This is a genomic window from Roseivivax lentus (assembly GCF_900156805.1).
Lineage (GTDB): Bacteria > Pseudomonadota > Alphaproteobacteria > Rhodobacterales > Rhodobacteraceae > Roseivivax > Roseivivax lentus.
The window spans coordinates 1-21,165 of record NZ_FTOQ01000010.1 but is presented as its reverse complement, the minus strand read 5'-3'; the positions used below and the strand labels follow the sequence as shown (position 1 = coordinate 21,165).

The window sequence follows — 21,165 nt, the reverse complement described above, 5'->3', positions numbered from 1 at the left end:
TCAGCGCGGCAGGCTGTCCTCTTCGCCCTCGGCCGCATTGGCCAGCCAGTCGCGGAAGGCCTTCAGCGCGGGCGTGATCGGCCGATCCGTCGGCCATGCAAGGTGATAGGCGCCAAGCGTCGCGGGCGGCGCGTCGCAGGCAAGGCGCAATTGCCCACGGGCGAGGTCTTCCTCGCTCAGGTAATCCGGCAGCAGCGCCACGCCCAGCCCGTGCAGCGCGGCTTCGAGGATGGTGGTGAACTGATCGAAACTCGTGCCGGGCAGGGCCCGTTGCGCGGCACCCTGCGCCGCGAACCAATCCTCCCAGGCGGTGGGACGCGTGTCGATGTGCAGAAGCGGCAGCTTTGCCAGCGCCGCGAGGCTCACCGGGCCATCGGGCAGAAGCGCGGGGGCCGCCACCGGGCGCACCCGTTCGGGCCGCAGGAACAGCCGCTCCGTGCCGGGCCGCGCCGAGGCGCCGAATTCGATCGCGGCATCGAAGGGCTCGGCGGCGAAATCGGGCGGTCGCAGCCTCGTGGTGAAGGAGATCGTCACCTCCGGATGGCGGCGGGTGAAATCGGGCAATCGCGGGACCAGCCAGCGCATCCCGAAAGATGGCAGGATCGATAGCGACAGCGCGCCCGCCTTCGACGGCATCCTGAGCGCCAGCGAGGCCTGCGCGATCCGCTTGAGCGCGCTGCGCACCTCGGCGGCGTAATCCTGTGCCTCGGGCGTCAGCGCCAGCGCGCGGCCCTCGCGGTTGACCAGCGTCAGGCCAAGCTGTTCTTCCAAGGTCTTGATCTGGCGGGAGATCGCGCTCTGGCTCAGATCGAGCTCGCGCGCGACCGCCGACGCGGTGCCGAGCCGGTCCAGCGCTTCCAGGGCCCGAAGCGCGGTCAAAGGCGGCAGAAGGCGCCGCGACAGAGGGGATACTTGCGTCTCGTGCATGGGTTCTTGCGGTATTGTCGCTTTTTGTTGCCATCGGCGCAAGGTATCACTCGCGCAAGAAATTAGGAGGACGCGCGATGAAAGACCTGAGCGAAACGCCTGAACTGAAAGCCAAGGACGCCCCCAATCTCGGCACCTTCGACTGGCAGGACCCGTTCCGCCTGAGCGATCAGCTCGAAGAAGACGAGCGCATGATCGCCGACAGCGCACGGGCCTATGCGCAGGAGAAGCTGCAAACCCGCGTCATCAAGGCCTATGAGGACGAGACCGTCGAGCCGGAGATCTTCCGCGAGATGGGCGAGATGGGCCTTCTGGGCACCACCATTCCCGAGGAATATGGCGGGCTCGGTGCCGGCTACGTCTCCTACGGACTCGTCGCCCGCGAGATCGAGCGCGTTGACTCCGGCTACCGCTCGATGATGTCGGTGCAATCCTCGCTCGTGATGTATCCGATCTACGCCTATGGCACGGAAGCGCAGCGGCAGAAATATCTGCCGAAACTCGCCTCGGGGGACTGGATCGGCTGTTTCGGTCTGACCGAACCCGATGCCGGATCGGATCCTGCGGGCATGAAGACCCGCGCCGAGAAGATCGACGGCGGCTACAAGATCACCGGCTCCAAGATGTGGATCTCGAATTCGCCCATCGCGGACGTTTTCGTGGTCTGGGCCAAGTCCGACGCCCATGGCGGCAAGATCCGGGGCTTCGTGCTGGAAAAGGGCATGAAGGGACTGTCGGCACCGAAAGTGGGCAACAAGCTGTCGCTGCGCGCCTCGGTCACCGGCGAGATCGTGATGGAGGGCGTTGAGGTAGGCGAGGACGCGCTTCTGCCCAATGTCGAAGGCCTCAAGGGTCCGTTCGGCTGCCTCAACCGCGCACGCTACGGCATCGCCTGGGGTGTGATGGGCTCGGCCGAGTTCTGCTGGCACGGCGCGCGGCAATACGGCCTCGACCGCAAGCAGTTCGGCAAGCCGATTGCGCAGACGCAGCTTTTCCAGAAGAAGCTCGCCGATATGCAGACCGAGATCTCGCTCGGGCTTCAGGCGGCGCTGCAGGTCGGTCGCCTGATGGACCAGGCCAAGGCCGCGCCCGAGATGATCTCGATCATCAAGCGCAACAATTGCGGCAAGGCGCTGGATATCGCGCGGATGGCGCGGGACATGCATGGCGGCAACGGCATTTCCGCCGAATTCCAGGTGATCCGGCACATGGTCAACCTCGAAACGGTGAACACCTACGAGGGCACGCATGACGTACATGCGCTGATCCTCGGTCGTGCGCAGACCGGTCTGCAGGCCTTCTTCTGAGGCGCAGCTCTTCGAGCCCTTGCGGCCTCTCATTGCGGGGGCCAAGGTGGCGGGCGCGGGGGAGATCCTCCGCGCCCTTTTTCATGGCGGAAGACGGCGGGATCAATGGACGCAGCGACGCGGGTGCATGAGCGGTTTCTCGAACGGGTGCGGGCGGGCGATCTGCCCGGAACCGATCCGGGCGCATTGACCGAGGCCGGGCTGGACCTCGACGGGCTGCTGGCGCTCTGGCGCGCACAGCTTCTGTCGCGCCACATGGACCGCGTCGGGCGCTGGCTGCAATCGCAGGGACAGGGGTTCTACACGATCGGGTCTTCGGGTCACGAGGGCATGGCGGGCGTCGCCGCCGCCCTCAGGGTCACGGATCCGGCCTTCCTGCATTACCGCGACGGCGCGTTTCAGACCGCCCGCGCGGTGCAGGCGGGCCACGATCCGGCGCATGACATGGCGCTGTCCTTCGCCGCCTCGAAGGAGGACCCGATCTCGGGCGGGCGGCACAAGGTGCTGGGCTCAAAGCGTCTCAACATCCCGCCGCAAACCTCTACGATCGCGTCACATTTGCCGAAGGCGGTGGGCGCGGCCTTCGCGCTTGGCCTCAACCGGCGACGCGGGCAGGCGGAGGACCGGCTGGTGATGTGTTCTTTCGGCGACGCCTCGCTGAACCATTCCACCGCGCAGGGCGCGCTGAACGCGGCGGGCTGGACCGCGTGGCAAGGGGCGCCGCTGCCGCTGATGTTCGTCTGCGAGGATAACGGCATCGGCATTTCCGTCGCCTCGCCCGAGGGATGGGTGGATGCCGTCCTGCGCGCGCGTCCGGGGCTGTCCTACGACCGTGTCGACGGCTGCGACGTGGTGGCGACCCATGCGGCGGCGCAGAAGCTGGCCGCCGAGATCCGGAGGACCAGGCGGCCCGGTCTGCTGCATCTGGGTTGCGTGCGGCTTTACGGCCATGCCGGCGCGGATGTGGAAAGCGCCTATCGCAGCGAGGCCGAGATCGCGGCGGACGAAGCGCGCGATCCCTTGCTCTACACGGCGCGCCACCTTCTTCATGCAGGACTTGAAGAAGGCGATATTCTTTCATCATACGAAGAGGTTGCGGAGCATTGCTTCGACGCGGCGCGGCGCGCGATGGACCGTCCGCGGCTGCACAGCGCCGCGGAGGTCGCGGCCTCGCTGATCCCGCCCCGGCGGGAGGCGCCGCGCCGCAACGCGCCGTCCCCCGAGGACCGCGCGGAGAGTTTCGGCGCCGCCGACCTGCGCGCGATGGAGCAGCCGCAGCCGATGAACAAGCTCATCAACCTCGGTCTCGCCGACCTGCTGCTGGAGACGCCGGAGATCGTCATCGCGGGCGAGGATGTGGGCCGCAAGGGCGGCGTCTACGGCATCACCAAGGGGCTGCAGGCGCGCTTCGGAGCGATGCGCGTGATGGACACGCTGCTCGACGAGCAATCCATCCTCGGGCTGGCCATCGGCCTCGGTCAGCAGGGCTATCTGCCGATGCCGGAGATCCAGTTCCTGGCCTATCTGCACAATGCCGAGGACCAGATCCGGGGCGAGGCGGCGACGCTGCCGTTCTTCTCGAACGGGCAATATGCCAACCCGATGGTCGTGCGGGTCGCTGGGCTGGGCTACCAGAAGGGCTTCGGCGGGCATTTTCACAACGACAATTCGCTGGCCGTGCTGCGCGACATCCCCGGCATCATCATCGGCTGCCCGTCGGACGGCGCCGACGCGGTGCGGATGTATCGCGAGGCGGTGCGTCTCGCGCAGGAGGAACAGCGCGTCGTCGTGATGATCGAGCCCATCGCGCTTTACCCGATGCGCGACCTTCTGGAGCCGGGCGATGGCGGCTGGATGCGCGCCTATCCCGACCGCGCGGAGACCGCGCCGCTGTCGCAGCCGCGCCGGATGGGCGAGGGGACGGATCTGGCCATCGTGACCTATGGAAACGGCGTCTACCTGTCCGAACAGGCGCGGCACGACCTCGCGGCATCGGGCATCGCCGCGCGCATCGTCGATCTGCGCTGGCTTGCGCCGCTCGATCCGGAGGCGATCCTCGCCGCGACGCGCGATTGCGCGCAGGTGCTGATCGTCGATGAATGCCGCCGCACGGGATCGCAATCCGAGGCTCTCATGACGCTCTTCGCCGAGACCGGACGCGCGGGCGTCGCGCGTATCACGGCGGAGGATTGCTTCATCGCGACGGGGCCCGCCTATGCGGCCACCTTGCCCTCGCGCGAGGGGATCGTGGCGGCGGCGCAAGCCCTGTTCTGAGCGCGGGTTGGCCCTACGACCACGCTTGGCTTGACCGGTCGGATTTAACCGATCACGCTTCGTCGAGATATTTTAGCTATTTGTTTCCTGTCGTGGAGGCCCGAGCGTGGAGAATGTGCGTCCCCATGCGGGCCTCTTCACCGATCCGTCCATTCTGACAGCCGTCACCGGTGTTTCGATCTCTTGGGGCGGCGGCGTTGCGGTGTCCGGCTATAGCCTGACCCTCGTGACGTCCATCACCGCCACGCTGGCACCGGCCCTGCGCGCGCTGCGCCTTGCCGGGGAATGCCCGGTCGAGATCGAGATCACGGATTTCCGGCCATTGTCCGAACCGAGTGGCGCATTGCGCGTGACGGCGATGCGTCTCGACGATGCGCTGACCTTCGAGGAGGTGGCCGATACCGGCCATGCCGAGACGCGGCTCACCGAGGATCCGCAAATCGGCTTCATGGTGCGCATCTTCACCAAGCCCTACGCGGCAAAGGGCACCGGCCCGCCCGACTTCGGGCTCGGTCTGATCCTGCCCGGCCCCGAAGACGTGGGGGAATGGTCTCTCGCCGAAGGGCGCGCCTCGGGCGGGCCGGGGGCGCGGGTGCTGGAATTGCGTCTGACGGGGGCGGTGGGCCCCGCGGGCGAGGACACGAACGCGGTCTCGTCGGCGCTGAAGGCGCGGGCGGTCGAGCCCTTCGTCGTCGCGATGGCGCATATCCTCGCATCCCTGCTGCCCGCGGCGCTTCCGCCAAGCCCGGAACCCGAGGCCGCGCCGCAAGTGAACGGGGTCGGGCTGCTGTGGCTTCTGGATGCGCGCAGCTGGTATTCGGCGTCGGTCTACGGCGCCGCGCCACAGGCCGCCGACCTGCGCGAGGCCGCGCTCAAGGCGCTTCCGGCGCAAACCAGCGCGCCGGACGACCTGCTGAATTTCTTCCTGCAGGTCATGTTCGGCACCGACAACCTGCGCAAGACCATCGTCACCGCGCAGGGCGCGCCGATCCTGAGTTTCAGCCGGGCCGGCCGTTTTCGCCGGGCGCTGGCGCGCTGGGATTCGTCCGGCACCGCGCCCTTCGCGCCGCTTCTGCCGGGCGATCTGTCGGCCACGCGGCCCATGCCGTGGCTCGACGTGATCTTCTTCCTGCTGGAGGCGCAGGTCCTCCTGTGCCCGTTCCTCGAGGTGGGCGGCGGGATCGACGACGATATCGAAGAGCCGGAGCTGGAACCGCTGGTCGCGCGGATCCACGAGGACATGCCGAACCGCCTGTCGCTCTACCACACAGCGATGAAGATCGCCGGGGAGAGCGATCCCTACGGCCATCTCGTGCATATCGATATCGAGGACATGCCGCGGATCGAGACCGAGACGCTCTATGACGCGCCGCCCAAAGACGACTATCCGCGGATGCCGATGGAGGAGATGTTCACCTGGGAATACATCCCCGCCGATCCGGACGATCCGCGCACCGACCCCGATACCGCTATTCCGAAAGTGCTGATCGTGGCGGGGCCCGGCGTGACCGTGCTCACCTCGCACTCGGAGGCGGTCAGGGTCGAGGTGCTGCGCACGCGCGATTACGGCTTTCCGCCTTGGGGAGAGCCCATCGACCCCAAGCAGATCTTCCAGCCGTTTTTCCGTCCGGCAACGCCGCCACCCGGCAATGCCGATCCCCTCGGCACCTATTTCAGCGACGGTATCCTGGTGGTCGAGAAACCCGACGGGACGCAATACGCGCTTTTTGCAGGCATCGAGGTCAATGTCGCCGACGGCCAGCCCACCGCGCCGCTCGGAGATCCCGACGCCAGCTTCGATCTGAAATATCCCAATCAGGGCTTCGGCACGAACGGCTATCGCGCGGATTTCGATTTCGTCGAATATTGGAGCGACCGCGACAGCGATCATTCGCGCGAACGCCTGCCCTTGCTGCGGGTTCTGCGCGCCGGCGACATCCGGCTCGCCGCAGCCCAAAGCACCACGGTCGCGATCAGTGCCGAGATCTACGATGCGCCAAGCATCAGCGACGTGCATCGCCTGTGGCCCCATTTCATCCCGCTCCGGGAGCGGATCGTGTCGCTGGGCAACGGATTCCAGGACGGCGCACCGACCGAGTTTCCGTCCGAATTCCCGACCGAGATGGTTCCGGCGGACCGGGCGCTGTCGCGGCTGACGGGGCAGGTTCTGCCGATGCTCGAGATGTCGGACTTCACCGCGGTGCACCTCGTGCCGCTGACGATTGACGGCGACACCGTGCCGACCGAGCATATCTTCTCCTGGCCGGACATCTTCCTGCTGATCGTCGATGTGGTCGTCGGCTTTCATCCCTATGCGATCGCGCTCGATATCGCGGAGTTCATCTACGCCTACAACACGTCGCGCGACCGCTACGGACGCCCCGTGACCACGCAGGACCTCGTCTTCATGGCGATCGGGATCGGGTTGCCGATCTCGGGCTACATGGCGGCGCAGCTCGGGCGCGGCGCGGATATCCTCAAGGCCCGCTGGACCCCGCCGCCGAGTGCCGCCGACGACACCGCGACGATCCTCGACGATGTCGAGGCGCTCGCGGCCAAGACGGCGGATGAGCGGGATGCGCTCGCGGCGCGGCTGGGCGACGCGCTCATGGCGGCCTCCGATACTTTGGGAAGTGCTGCGCGGGTTGCCGGGCGCAGCATCGGCCATCTGATGGATGCCAGCCGCCGCACGATCATCGATCCGGGCCTGAGCCACGATTATCGCCGCTGGCTGCTGCAGGCACTGGTCGAGCAAAAAAAGCCGCTCAACCCGCTGGGAGCGTTTTCACCATGAGCATTCGGCACCTGCCACAGGAATATATCGACCAGATGGTGCGGTTTCCGCATCGGTTCCTGTTCGGCGGGTTCTCGAAGGTGCAGCGGCTGTCGCTGGGGGTGCTCGACGATCTCGATGACTGGCGGCCCGAGGCGTTCCGGGAATTCCTCGGCCAGGTGGGGCCGCATTTCCCGAGCTTCGTGAAGATCCCCTTCACGCATATCGGGGAGCCCGCCGTCTGGAAGGACACGTCGGACGTGCTCAAGCTTGCCGATGAGCAGGCATTGCTGGCGTACCTGCCCGCCAGCGAAGGGTTCACGTCGGAACACGCCGCGAAGGTGATGCAGCTGCTGCGCGAACAGGCGCCGGACGGCAATGTGGGCAATCTCGGCCCCGACGACATGCGGGCGCTTTACGGGCGCGCGAGGCGCATCGGCGATCCGACCGGGGACGCGCCCTGGATTTCGGTCATGGACGTGGTGCGGGGGCTGGCGCGCGCAGCGGATCTCTTTGAACAGGAGGCCATCGACATCGCGGGCGACGCCGCGGAAGCCGCCCTCCTCAAGGCCGATGTGATGCAGATCGACGGGATCCAGACCGCGGCGGGCGCGCTCATGACGCGGTCGGGACGCGGCTGGGGCACCCGGTTCGAAGTGCAGGCGGCCGCGATCTTTCGCCATATCGGCCACGAGATCGCGAATATCCGCATTTCCTTTCCGATGAAGGACGAGCTTCTGGGGCCCGATCTGGGGATCTATCGCGGCCTCGATGACCTGGGCCGCTGGGTCTTTTCGGTGATCGAGTGCAAGGCCATTCAGGATTTCAACGCGCTTGTCTCCGCCGTGCCATCTTCGGAAAGCCTCAGGAAGATCGGCAGCACGGTGCGCCGCTTCGGCGCGCAGGACTGGATGGGCGCCGCGCCGGGCCGGGGGTTCGACGATCTGAGCGCGATCTTCGATGGCGGCTACAGTTTCGCCTTCAATTTCGATCATTTCATGCGGAACGGCGCCGCCCCGATCACCACGATCGCCAATCAGGCCGCGCGTTACGGCGTGCCCTTCGATGCCACGAAAACCGGCGTCGCCCTTATCGACGAATGCAAGCGGGCGATGCGGGATATCATGGATCTGCGCGGGCTTTTTCTTGGGGATTGCGTGAATATCCTGCGTACCGCTGCCACCGATCCCGTCCAATATACCGACGAGATCGGCGAGGCGCTGGCGGCGATGATCAGCAATCAGGTGCGCCGCACCTTCAAGAATGCAAAGCCGCCGCACCTGTCTGCGGCAGAGATCACCCCGGAATACCTTCTGGAGAACAATTTCATCGGTCCGAGCGAGCTTGACGCGTTCCGGGCGCTGGCCGCGGGCCCCGACCGCGGGGCGTTCATGATTGCCGCCACGCGCGCCGCACTTGGCCTTACGGAGGCGCAATTGCAGGCCATGCCGCCTTTCCATGTAACGATGGTGCTGGTCGAGGAGGGCGGCGGCTGGATCAAGACGGCGACGGGCACCGTCAGTGCCAAGCTCGCCGCATGGTGGATCGAGACGGTGGAGTGACATGAGCAGTGTTCTGACCCTCTTCGCGCAATTCTTCGCCCCCGTCACCGAGGCGGTGGACGATCTGTCGGCGATGGAGGCGCTTCTGGGCGATCTCGGGGTCGATGTCCCGCTGACGGCCGCCCATGAAGAGGCGCTCGCGGCGATCCTGCCGGTTCGGGACCTGCTGCGCGATCTGACCGAGACGGCCGAGAGCCCGCCGAGCGACCTCGGCGAGGCGTTCTGGATCGCGCAGGCGGCCACGGCTTTCGATGCCATTGCGGGCCTTGCCACGCTGACGGACGGCGACGTGGCGGCCTTGCCGGGCGTTCTGGGCGACCGGGCCACGTGGCAGCGGATCGCACGGGAATTGCCGGGTTACCTGCTGCTGACGTGGCTCGACGACGTGTACCCGGTCGTGACCGCCTTCCTTGCGCTCGGCGGCGCGATCGAGGTCATCCCGCGCGGCCCCGGAAAGCCCGTGCGGCGACGGCTCGACTGGGCGGCGACCGGCGCGCTTCTGCGCGACCCGCCGGCGCAGATCGCGGGCACCTGGTCCTTCGGTGGCACGGCCTTCGACGCCAACGGCTTTCTCGTGGCGCTGTCGGCGCTGTTCCAGGCGATGGGCCTGCGCGCGCGGCTGATGAACACGCCCGCCATCGCCACCGCGGCCCTGGGCGACCGCGCGCCCGCCGCCGCCATGCGCGCGCTGGACGGGCAGCTTCTTTCGGGCACGGTGCTGGACGGCACGACCTCGGGCCTGCTGTCGCTGATGATGACCGGGGCGGCGCGGCCCGGCGGCGACACGCCCGCGGGTCTTGCGGTTCTGCCCGTCCTGTCGGGGCAATTCAGCCTTCCGCCCATTGATCTGGGCAACGATGTCTCGCTGAGCCTGTCGGCCTCGGGCGAGGCTGCGGGCGGTGCCGGTCTGGCGATCTATCCCGACGGGCCCGAGCCGATCCTCGGGCAGGGCGCGGCCGAGGCGGGAGCGGCTGCGACGCTTGCGGGCGCCCCGGGCGCCGGCACGGCGGAGCCCGGCTGGATCGTGATCGGCGCGCGCGCGGCCTCGCATCTGCGGCTCGATCGCTTCGCCTTCACAATGTCCGTGGACAGCCAGCCCGCCGATCTGTCGGTGACGCTGGACCTCGTGGAAGCCATCGCGCTGCGCATCGCGGCGGGGCCGGACAGCGACGGGCTCATCAACACCGTGCTCGGCGACACCGAGGTGGAGGTCTTCGGCGGGGTCAGCGCCACCTGGTCCAGCCGCCACGGGTGGGACTTCACAGGCGGGCTGGGCCTCGAGGTGCAGGTGCCCATCGGCGCCGATATCGGGCCGTTCACCGTGGACAGCGTGACGCTGGCCGGTTGGGCCGGAACCGAGGGCTTCGGCACGTCGGCAGCCATTACCGGCTCCATGACCCTCGGGCCGATCTGGCTCTTCTTCGATGAGATCGGCGTGATCGTCGACCTCGTGCCGATGCCGGAGGGCCAGCAGGGCAATTTCGGCGCGCTCGAGGTCACGCCGCGTTTCAAGCCGCCCGAGGGCTACGGCGCATCGCTCGATTTCGACCCCGTGACCGGCGGCGGTCTCGTCATGAAGGACGGCACACAATATCGCGGCGCGCTGGCGCTCAGCTTCCAGAAATTCGGCCTGTCGGCCTTCGCCATCCTCGACACCGAGATGCCGGGCGGCGATCCGGGATTTTCCTTTGCGGCCTCGGTCTTCGCCGAATTCAACGTCCCGCTGGCCTTCGGCTTCTTCCTGACCGGGTGCGGCGGCATGATGGGCATCAACCGCACCGTCGATACCGACGCCATGCGCGGCGTGCTCTTCGATGGACGGCTCGACGATCTGCTCTTCCCGGCCGATCCGATCGAGGACGCGCCGCAGATCCTCGCCGACATGGCGTCGATCATGCCGGCCCAACCCGGCCAGCATTTCTTCGGCCCGGTCGTGCGGATCAGCTGGGGGCAACCCGCGCTGGTTCATATCACCCTCGGCGTGGTCATCGAGGTGGGCGCGCAGGTGCGGATCATCATCCTGGGGTCCGTCAAGATGGCGCTGCCGGACGAGGATCACGCCATCGTCCTCTTCCAGCTGTCGTTCTTCGGGGTGATCGACTTCGCCGAGGGTCGGATCGATTTCGACGCCTCGCTGCAGGGCTCGAAGGTGCTGATCTTCACCATCACCGGCGATGCGGCGGTGCGCACCGGCTGGGGGCCGGGCATCTTCCAGATCGCCTCGCTGGGCGGTCTGCATCCGAAATACCCCAAGCCCGACAACCTGCCCGACCTGCGGCGCCTTTCGGCGGGCTTCGGCAGCCCCGGCGACGATGTGCGCCTCACCATTGCGGGCTATTTCGCGCAGACGCTGAACTCGGTGCAATTCGGCGCAAGCGCGGAGCTTTACGCCCGCGGCCCCAAGGTGCCGCTGCTGGGCCGGGTCAGCGCGGAGGGGCAGATCGGCTTCGATGCGCTGATCTACTTCAACCCGTTCGCCTTCACGGTCGACGTCTATGGCGGCATCTCGCTGATGGTGGACGGGAAGGTGAAGGCCGCGCTTTACTTCGCGATCACCATGCGTGGGCCGAACCCGTTCTTCATCTCGGGCGAGGTCTGGGTGAAGGTCTGCGGTATCAAGGTCCGCTTCGCGGTCACCCACACCTTCGGGCAAGCCCGGGCCGCGCCCACGGCGACGGCCTCGGCGGTGGCGGAGCTGACCCGCGCGCTCGCGGCGGCCGGCGCGCTGGAGGCCGCGGCGCCAAGCCCCGGGACGGGCGGGCAGATCACCTTCCGGCAGGTCGAGGAGATGCTGATCGAACCCCTGGGCCAGCTTCGGATCACGCAAAGCGCCGTGCCGCTGGGCGTCACGCTGGAAAAGCTCGGAGAGGCGCGTCTCACCGGTGGAAAGCGGCTGACGCTGGCCATGCGCGGGCCGGGTGGCAACCGTCTTCCCGCCGCCGATCTGCCGGGCGACTTCGTGCGCGCGCATTTCTTCGAGACGGGTCGGGCGGAGCGGCTGCGCGCGCCTGCCTTCGAGAGCCACGATGCCGGGCTTGAGGTCACCGATACCGGTTTTGCCATCATCGGCGCGTCGGTCTTCGAGGAATACGAATACGAGGTGATCATGGTGGGCGAACGTCCAAGCGGCAGACCGCCCCTGATCGAGGGACTCGACAAGGTCCAGTTCCAGCGCTTTGCGGGCAAGTTCGCCGAAGGCCGGCTGCATCCGGGCGGCATGGCGCGCCGCGAGGTGACGCAAGCGGACCGGGTCACGACGCGTGCGGACCACTTTCTCGGCCACAAGGCCGCCGATGTGATCGGCCGGCAGAGCGCCGGGTCCGGGGCCGACCTGTCCGCGATCCTGCGCTCGGCGGACCGCGCGGCCCGGCGGACCCTGTCGGCCTTCAGCGCAGACGACATCGCCGTCGAGCCCGAGATCAATTCAGGTGTCGTCGATTACCTGAGCGCCGCCTGAGGAGGACGCCCGATGCCCAACGCCTTCCGCTTCTTTCCGAACCTGCGCCTTGGCGCCGTGGCGGAGGCCGAGGTCGCAGACGATGGCCGACTCGTCGCGCGTTTCGAGGTCGATATCGCGTCGGACAGGGCGGGCGAGGATACCTCGGTGCCCATCGACGCGCGCTTTCGCGGTCCGGGCGACGTGATCGGCATCAATCCGGACGAGATCGCCCGCTTCGAGCCGCCGCTCGGCGTCACCGATTTCGAGCCGGATTACTTTCCCTTCGTCGAGTTCCGCGCGCCCGATCTGCCATGGCGCTTTGCTCTGGGCGATGGCGATCACGACCGGCCCGCGCCCTGGCTCGTGCTGATCGCGCTGCGGGACGACGAGTTCCAGGCGCTCGGGCGGGGCACGGCGCCCTGCCTGCGCGTGCAGGTCCATGACGCCGCGGCCTCGCTGCCGCCGCTCGCGGATCGCTGGGCCTTCGCGCATGTGCAGCTCAATTCGCCCCAAGACGAGGCGGCGGCCACGCAGGCGCTGCGGGACGATCCCGATCAGGCCTTCGCGCGGCTTCTCTGCCCGCGCAAGCTTGCGCCGCTGACGCGCTACAGCCTGTTTGTCGTGCCTGCCTTTGAGACCGGGCGCCGCGCGGGCCTCGGGCTCGATCCCGCGCCGGACGATGCCGGTCCTGCGGCGCTGGCCTGGGATACGGGGCAGGGCGGGCCGGTGACGCTGCCCTTCTACGCCTCCTCGTCGTTCCGCACCGATGAGGGTCTGAACCTCGAGGCGCTGCTCGAGCAGCTGCGCTCGCTCGACGATACGGAGGCCGACAGGCTGGCCGAGGCGGAGCCCTTCCGCCTCGACCATCCGGGCTATTTTCGCCGCGCCTTTCCCAAGGCGGGCGAGACCGATGCCGAGAAGGCGCTGATGCCGACCGGTCATCGCGCCGGCCCGAGCGACGCGCCCGAGGCCATGCAAGCGGCGATGGCCGCCGTCCTGAACCAGGTGATCGACGGCGAAACCGGCCCCACGCGGGAAGAAGAGGCGCTGCTGGCCCGGCATCTGACCGGCGAGGACACAGCCGAGGACGATGCCGACGAGGACCCGCTCGTCGCCTTTCCGCCCTATGGCTTTGGCTATCTCGACGCGCCGCGCCTGCGCACCGATGTCGCGCGCTGGGTCGAGATGGTGAACCTCGACCCCCGCTTTCGCGTCGCGGCCCAACTCGGCGCCGCCTGCATCCGCGACCACCAGGAAGAGCTGATGCAGGCGGCCTGGAGGCAATATCCAGAGATCGTCGAGACCAATCGCCTGCTGCACCGCCTCGAGACGGCGGCGGTGCTGGTGGCCCGCACCAATGCCCGCCGCTTCGCCAAGCTGCCGCCCGACGTGGGTCTCGTGCTGGCCGAACCCTTCACGCCCTATGCAAGGCGGCAGGATGGCATGGCGGCGGGCGCGGGGATCGGGTTCGAGGCCGGGACGAGCGTGGGGGGCTTTCTTGCGGAAAGCGGCGCGCCGCCCGCCTATGCCAGCCGCGATCTGCGCCGGGTGGGCGCGCGGGTGCAGACCTGCAATCCGGCAGGGGCAGGGCTTGCGCTGCGCGCCCCCGCGATCCCCGGAGCCCGCGATGCGACGGCGGCAGGCACGGTGCGCAAGTGCTCGCGCCTGCGGGAGGTCGAGCGTCATATTGCCGGGCGCGACCGGCGCATCGCGCTGGACCGGCTGGGGCAGGGTGGTGCACTCCGCCAGACGCAGGAAACGCGGCTGCCCGCCCGGCGCAGCATCGCCGTCCGCGTGACCACCTTCGAGACCGCACCGCTGCGCGACGTGCTGGTCCAGCGCCTCGACGCGCTGCCGGGCCTGAAGGCGGCCTTCCGGGTCACCGGCCGCAGCCAGGCTGAGGCCGAGGCGGGCGGCATTCTCTATCGCGCGCCGCGCCTGCCGGTGCCGCTGGTCGAGTACATGATCGCCCGAGAGCCCTCGGCGCTGATGGCGGGCGTGCGTGACATGCCCGACAACACCGTAGCCTTCTTCGAGGAAAACCGAGCCTTCATCGAGGCGCTGATGCTGGGCGCCAATCACGAGATGAACGGCGAATTGCGCTGGCGGGGATTTCCGACCGACATGCGCGGCACGCCGCTCACGCGGTTCTGGAACCGGGGCCTGCCGGATCACCAGGCCGCGCATGACGATATCGGGCCGATCACCGATTGGCAGAAACTGCTGGGCCAGCAGTCGAGCCCGGTGAACCCCAACGGCAACGCCAATCTCGTGGTGCTCATCAAGGGTGCCGTGGTGCGCAAGCTCGATGAGCCGATCCTGCGCATCGACATCTCCGACGAGGACGGCGTCTGGACGCCGAAACCGAAACGGGCCCCGACCCTGCCGTCCTTCAGCGGCAAGCTGAGCCCGACGCTGGCCTATTACGGCTTCGATATCGGGCTCGATTTCCTGACCGATCCCAGCCGTATCGACCGCGCCTTCTTCGTCATCATGGAGCCCGCAGGGCGGCTGCGCTTCGGCCTCGACGTAGGCAGCCTGAGCGTCCGGCGCATGCGCGTGCTGGACCGGCAAGGTGCGGGCCCGGGGGGCCTGACGGCCGAGACGCGCAATCCCGGACGGCTCGAGGACTGGGACGAGCTGGGCTTTGCGGATCTGCACCGGGGGCCGTCGGACTACATCGTCTCCGACCAGACGCTGCGGAAGCCCGCGGGGTCGGACCTCGATCTCTGGGGGCTCGAGCGCAATTCGGCGACCATTGCGCGCTCTTACTGGCAGAAACCGGTGGCAGCCGTGGTTCCGTTCAAGGGGGTGTTCGATGGGCGTTGAACCGGGCAGACGGCGCGGCGGCGGTGGCGGTGGCGGGAGCCGCAGAGGCGGCGATGGCAGCGGGCGCCGACGTGGTGAGGAGGAAGGCCGCCGAGGCGGCGGTGACGGCGGTCCTCCGGGCGGTGACGGCAACGGTCGCCGCGGCGGCGGGCGCCGGCAGGACGGCACCGCGCGCGAAGACCGCAAGACCCCTGCCGGTCCCATCCTTCTGATGCCCATGCGGCTCGAGATGCGCCGCTTCGGGGCCGGCGAAGCGGCGACGGTCCTGCGCCGCAGCCGTGACGGCACGCCCGAGCGCGAGACGTTCCGCGCGGGCCCCGGTGGCGCGATCTGGTTCCGCTGGTTTCCCGACGGAAATTTCGCCGAGCGTGGCATCGCCTTGCCCTCCGACACCGACCGCGCCGCGCTCGCCACCTTCGAGGCCTTAGAGCATCGCGGCGACTTCCCGCGGATGAGCCGACCCGAGACCCGGAATGCCTGGGACGCGTTCTGTGCCGATGTGGGCGGCGCTGCACGCGCGACATGGCTCTGGCGCAACCGCGCCGTGCTCGACCGGGACCGCGACGATCCCGATCTGCGCAACGGACGCATCTGCGGATTGCCGCGCCGCGTGGCCGTCTTCGCGCTGATCGGCCGGGACGTGAAACACCTGGCCACGGGTGGCGTGATCGACCGCGGCGGCCCCGACAAGCCCAACGCTCTGTCCTACGCGCCGGGCCTGATCGACAGCCGCAGTTGGTTGACCGATTTCGACATCGCCATCGCGGCGGGGATGGGCCTGCGGCTCGATGCGCCCGACCCCGTGGCGCTGGCCAGTTCTGCCGACTGGCTGATCGCGGTGGGCCTCTCGGGCGAGGATGGCCGGGCCGAGATCGAGGCCTTCCTCGAGGATGCCACCGCCAACGATGCCTTGGCCTTCCTGCGCAGCCACGATGCCACCAACAACGCGGGCGAGGTCACGACAGGCTTTTCCGCGTCGGCCACGGCGCCCCTGAAGGACGGACCGGACCGCTTCGCCTTCGAGGAGGGTGTGTTCGAAAAACCGGGCCTAGCCGCAACCGATCTTGCCGAGGCGCTCGGCATTTCCGAACAGCGGCTGTCACAGGTGCCCGATGCGGCCATCGACCATCGCGGTGCCGCGTCGGCGATGATCACGCTGATCGGTCCGGTGCTGCTGGATGACAAGCTCGACGGCACGAGCCAGCTTCGGGACATGCCCGAAACCGCCTTTATCGCCGCCGTGGCCGAGCATTTCATCCCGCGCGGCTACCATGCGCCGATGCGGTTTGGCGACAATGCCTACGGAATCGTGCCGCTGGCGCCGATGGCGGGTTTCGCCGCAAAGGACATCCCCGATGCCGATCAGGCGCAGGTCGCCGCCACCACGCAGGTCTTCGGCGCGCTGCTGGGCGGGGTGATGGCCGCCGAAAGCGAGATCACCACGCCCCGCATCCATCCCGAAGACCCGGATGCGGCGGAAAAGCTGGAGGCGATCCTGCAATCCTACGCCACCGGGCGCCGGATCGAGATCTACCAGACGGAAGACGGCGAGGAGGACGACACGCCCCTGATGCTGGATTGCGCATACGTGGCGGGGCCGGATGCGGGCGATCACCCCTCGGCCTATCTGAGCCGCCTTCTGGAGGAGGATATCGACGATCTCGACGATCCTGACGCCTCCGACCGGAAGACGCCGCTGCTCTACCGGCTCATCCGGCGGTCGCTGACGCGGAATTTCCGCTTCCAGATGGTCCGGGCCGAGGGCGATGTGGACTTCGTGCTCGACCGGCTGTCGAAGCTCGACGCGGTCGTGACGACGCTGCCGGGCGGAGTGCGGACCGCGATCGACTGGACGCAGGCGCGCTCGCTTTCGGGCATTGCCGGGACCGATCCGGGCCAGCGCTTCCCCGGTCTCACGCCGCAGACGCGGGCGTTTCTCAACCCGCTGGCAGACCGCTTCACCGCAGCGTTGCGCACCCTCAAGGTGCTGGCCGACCGCGAAGACGGTGTGGCGCAGCTCGAGGCGCTGATGCTGGAAGTGGTCGACCTGTTCCAGTTCCGGCTCGACGCCTGGATCACCGGGATTTCTCAGATGAAACTGGCAGGTCTGCGCGCCGACGCGGAAAAGGACCCGGACGTCGCCCCCGCACCGCTGCGGCTGGGCTATTATGGATTGCTCGCGCTCAGGCGCGACAACGCCGAGGCAGAGGAAAACCGCGCGAAGACGAAATGCGGACAGATCGGACATTTTCTGCAAGCCCCGACACCGGCGCAGGCCACGGCGGCGGCGGTGCTGCATTCGGCGCGCATGCGGCACGGCGACAGCGGGGCCTTCGACATCGATCTCAGCGCGCCGCGCGTGCGGCTCGGGCTCGACCTTCTGGACCGGTTACGGGTGGGAATGCCGCTCGGCGCGGCGCTCGGGCTTCTGGGCGAACGCAGCTTGCGCGACCGCGAGGCCAGTATGCGCATCCTGCCCCTGCGCCATAACTTTCCCTTCGTCAATGCGGCCAGTGCAGACAGGGCCGGGCAGGGGCGCAGGCCCGCCATCGCCAATGTCTTCGACGGGCTGGCCTTCGTATCCGCCCCCCGGCCCGCTGCCCCGGCCAGCGACCGGGCGCTGCATGACCGGCTGTCCGAGGCGCTCGATGCGCTGAGCGATCTGGTCATGGCAGAGGCGGTCTATCAGCGCGCGCGCGGCGCCTCAGAACGGGCGGCGGCCTGGCTCGATGTTCTGTCCGGCGGTCCGGTGCCCGAGCGGCCGGAATTCATCGGCTCACAGCGTCCTGCCCACGCCTCGGAGCATCGGGTGATGCTGGCTTTGACCCCGGCGCCGACCAGGGCAACCGCGGCCGAGACCGGGGATCCGACGCTCGGCGACATGGACGCGGCCACCCCGACACCTGCGGGCTTGCTCGCGGAGGCCGATCCCGATCTTGCGAGCCTCGCGCGGAAGGCGTTGTCACGCAGAGGCGAGGACGGCGTTGCGGTCCGGATCGAAACATTGTCGGAGAATCGACCCGCGACGGAGGTTGTCCTGTCCTTCAAGGAAACCTTCTATCTGCCTGAAATAGAGCTTCTTTTCTCGTCCGAAGAGGCCCTGGAACGGCGCGCAATCGCCGCGGCCTTGAATGTCATGGCGAATACGCGGGACCCCGAGACCCGCGCGCAATTCGCGGCCTTCGATGCCGACGGGTTGCGGTCATCCGGCGCTCATCGCGTCACCCTGCATCACCATCCGAGCGGCACCCCGTTGGCCGAATGGCATCGCCGGGCGCGCGAGGTCGCCGGCATGCTGCGCCGGGCGCGCCGGCTGGAGCCCTCCGATTGGCAACCGATCGGGCGTCACGACATACCCGTGACCGAGGCCGATTTCCTGCCCGCCTGGCGCTCCGCGCTGGCTGCCCTGCGCGGCCGCCGCACGGCGCTCGAGACGCGTCTGCGCGAGAATCTCAAACGCCTCGACCGTCAACGCGGGCAATTCTTCGATGATTTCGACGCGGGTCTCTTCGGCGATGGCGCGCACGATCCCGCGTCGCCCGGCGGCCCGCCGGAGCTTTGGCGGCAATGTGCGCGGTTCAACGAACGGCTCACCCGGGTCGCGGTCCTGATGCCCGGGGCGAAGCTGCCATTCCTGACCCCGGACCGGCTGGCGACCGACCGGCTGGAGATGGAAGAGGCCGTGACGCGGTTGATCGAAACGCTTGCGCAGCGGCAATCGGCTGCGCGGAAGACCGGGCAGGGCCCGGACGACGACACCGAAGGGGCGCTCCGCGCTGCGCTCGACGCCGAGATCGCCGCGTTGCAGATGCTTCTGGGTCGCGACAAATTCCCGGTTTCGGTCCGTTTTCCGCATGTGGAGGCCACGCGGCCGGCGTACGAGGAGCCGCGCCATCTCGATGAGGGGCTGGCGCCCTGGGTGTCCATGCGCAAAAGCCTCGCGCCGCTTCTGACGCTGGGTGAGATGATGCCGGAGCTGGAATTGCGTCCCGGCATCGATCATGCGGCGACGCCCACCGCGACCGCCGCGCGCGACGATCTCCGCGACGAGGCGCAGGCCCCGCGCAAACACCATTTCGCGCGGATCATCGGTGCCCCCAGAAGCTTCACCCAACAGGTGAACTTCGCCGGGTATACCATTGATGAGTGGACGGAAAAGCGTCCCTCCCGTGTCCAGAACGCGACCCTGGCCCTGCATTACGACGCGCCGCAGGCCGAGGCCGCGAACGCGCTTCTTCTGGGGGTGCCGCCGTCTCGCGACGCGCCCGACTGGACCGCTGACAGCGTGGCGCATCTGGTCCGCGATCTCGTCACATGGACGCGGATCCGCGCGATGACAACGCAGGACACCATGCTGGAAACGTCGATCCTGCCGGGCTCCAACGTCGTCGAGGGCAAGGGGCAGGGCGCCGCGTCGGTGTTCCGCATTCCAACCCGTGAGGCGCGGCTGAATGTCGGCCCACCTTCCCGCATCGCGGGCCGCTTCGAGCGATCGGCCGCGGGCGAGGGCGTCGGCATGGCGGCAAGCGGACTGCATGAGGCCGGCCTCTTCTCCGGCAAGCGAGGTGGAAAATGAGCTCAAAATCTCAGAGGCTTGCAAGTTCTTCTACCTCGCCCGACATCGCCGAGGCGCTACAGGCCCGGCTGTGCGATCCACTGTGGTTTCTCGCCCGGCAATGGCAAATGGGGGAATTTGAAGGCGAAAGCGGCGGCATGCCCGTGGCCGTCCTGATCGGCGAGCGGCACATTCCGTTGACCCAAATTCGCGCGGGCAACATCACGCGCGACAACGATCCCGACGCGCCGCTCGAGGCGCTCGTCGAGGCCGAATCAACCGGGCCTGCGGGGATGGGCGTGCATCTTCCGCAAAGCTGGGACAGCGCGCGGCTCGGATACCGCTTCGAAGTTTTGGGTCCCGGCATGCGGTATTCGGTCACCGACTATGACGGAAGGGCGCTCGACTGGTTCGACTTCGCCCCGCAAGAGATTGACAAACAGGCATTTTCAAAGACGCCGGACACGCTCTTCGAGGCAATCCCGGGCACGCTCGGCTTCCCCGGCGCGCCTGAGCCGCGCTGGTGGACCATCGAGGATGGGACGGCCTATTTCGACAGCGCGGTGGACCCGGAACCGAACGTGCTTTCGATGATGCTGCCGGAGTTCTTCTATTCCGATATCCGCAACTGGTTCCTCGTTCCCGCACCGATGCGCGCGGGTCATGTCCGGCGTATGGAGCGCGTGGAAGTGGTTGACTCCTTTGGCGTTATCACGGAACTTGACCCGGTGCCCGCGGAGCAGACAAATTTGTTCACGCTGGGTGCGGACGCGTTCGGCAATGACACGATGCTGATCCCCAACGTCGCAGCTCAGGTGGTGGATTGCGATGCACTCGAAGAGGTCACCTGGAGCCGTGACGAGGCCGGTAACCTGGTCTGGGCCCATGAGCGGACGGTCACGGACCGCATCTCGGGCCAGACCTACGAGACCGGTACGGAAACCGCGCCCGATACGTTGAGCACCAACGAGGCGGGGGATTACTACACGCTCAAGAACGATCTGCCGCGCGCCTATATCCCGTATGTCCCACGCCAGACGGCGAAAATTCCGGCAGTGTCCGGGGATATCGCGTTGCGCCGGGGCCGCACGCAGGCGGATGCCACGGGCGAGGCGCCGCAGCATCGCTCAGAGGTCGTGGCCGAAAGCACCTGGCTGCATCATGAGACCGTGCCGCCCGACGGGGTGAAGACGCGGCGCGTGCACCGCTTCGCCCGTGGATCCGATGGACGCGCGCATGTCTGGATCGGCCGCGACAGGAATGCCGCGCTGCGTCCGGACCGGGTTGGGCTGCGGTTCGACTTCATCCGGAAGGAGGAGGGAACGGAGGACGGTTAAGTCTGCTGGAACTGATGGCTCAAGGGTCGTTGCGACGGTTTCCGCTATCTCAGTTTCATCATCTCTCCTCTGAAGGCTTCGGTTGGGGTGCGCCATCCGAGGCATTTTCTGGGTGTCCCGTTCAGGCGGTCACAAATCGCCTTCATATTGCGATTTGAGAGC

Annotated in this window: 9 protein-coding genes and 1 pseudogene; 8 read left to right on the top strand and 2 right to left on the bottom strand. The window is 67.9% G+C overall.

Annotated features, from left to right (window positions below; translation table 11 throughout):
- A complete protein-coding gene (locus tag BW990_RS14680) occupies positions 1 to 927 on the bottom strand; it encodes a LysR substrate-binding domain-containing protein (RefSeq protein WP_076449020.1) in 927 nt (308 codons plus the stop codon).
- Between the two features lie 77 nt (positions 928 to 1,004).
- Between BW990_RS14680 and BW990_RS14675 the strand changes: the two genes are divergently transcribed.
- From BW990_RS14675 to BW990_RS14640, 8 genes are all read left to right on the top strand, one after another.
- The gene (locus BW990_RS14675) at positions 1,005 to 2,234 is read left to right on the top strand and encodes an acyl-CoA dehydrogenase (RefSeq protein WP_083950624.1); all 1,230 of its coding nucleotides are present in this window, start codon (positions 1,005 to 1,007) and stop codon (positions 2,232 to 2,234) included.
- Between the two features lie 105 nt (positions 2,235 to 2,339).
- Positions 2,340 to 4,508 (top strand): thiamine pyrophosphate-dependent enzyme, encoded by a 2,169-nt coding sequence (locus BW990_RS14670; RefSeq protein ID WP_076449019.1) that lies wholly within the window; start codon positions 2,340 to 2,342, stop codon positions 4,506 to 4,508.
- Positions 4,509 to 4,614: 106 nt separating this feature from the next.
- On the top strand, positions 4,615 to 7,302 hold the full coding sequence (locus BW990_RS14665) for a hypothetical protein (RefSeq protein WP_076449017.1): 2,688 nt from the start codon (positions 4,615 to 4,617) through the stop codon (positions 7,300 to 7,302).
- Positions 7,299 to 8,843: a hypothetical protein gene (locus BW990_RS14660; RefSeq protein ID WP_076449015.1), complete on the top strand. Its 1,545-nt coding sequence runs from the start codon at positions 7,299 to 7,301 to the stop codon at positions 8,841 to 8,843. Before BW990_RS14665 ends, BW990_RS14660 begins: the two co-directional genes overlap by 4 nt.
- A gap of 1 nt (position 8,844) precedes the next feature.
- The gene (locus BW990_RS14655) at positions 8,845 to 12,300 is read left to right on the top strand and encodes a DUF6603 domain-containing protein (RefSeq protein ID WP_076449014.1); all 3,456 of its coding nucleotides are present in this window, start codon (positions 8,845 to 8,847) and stop codon (positions 12,298 to 12,300) included.
- A 12-nt stretch (positions 12,301 to 12,312) separates the two neighbouring features.
- Complete coding sequence (locus tag BW990_RS14650) at positions 12,313 to 15,111, top strand: hypothetical protein (RefSeq protein ID WP_076449012.1); 2,799 nt, start codon at positions 12,313 to 12,315, stop codon at positions 15,109 to 15,111.
- Between the two features lie 211 nt (positions 15,112 to 15,322).
- Positions 15,323 to 19,687, top strand: a complete 4,365-nt coding sequence (locus BW990_RS14645; protein WP_076449010.1) for a hypothetical protein — start codon at positions 15,323 to 15,325, stop codon at positions 19,685 to 19,687.
- Positions 19,688 to 19,824: 137 nt separating this feature from the next.
- Positions 19,825 to 21,003 carry a hypothetical protein gene (locus BW990_RS14640; RefSeq protein WP_143526217.1) on the top strand — a complete coding sequence of 393 codons (1,179 nt, stop codon included), beginning with the start codon at positions 19,825 to 19,827 and terminating at the stop codon, positions 21,001 to 21,003.
- Between the two features lie 44 nt (positions 21,004 to 21,047).
- Here the strand turns inward: BW990_RS14640 and BW990_RS22515 are convergent.
- A pseudogene (locus BW990_RS22515) lies at positions 21,048 to 21,165 on the bottom strand (IS30 family transposase); the annotation flags it as partial.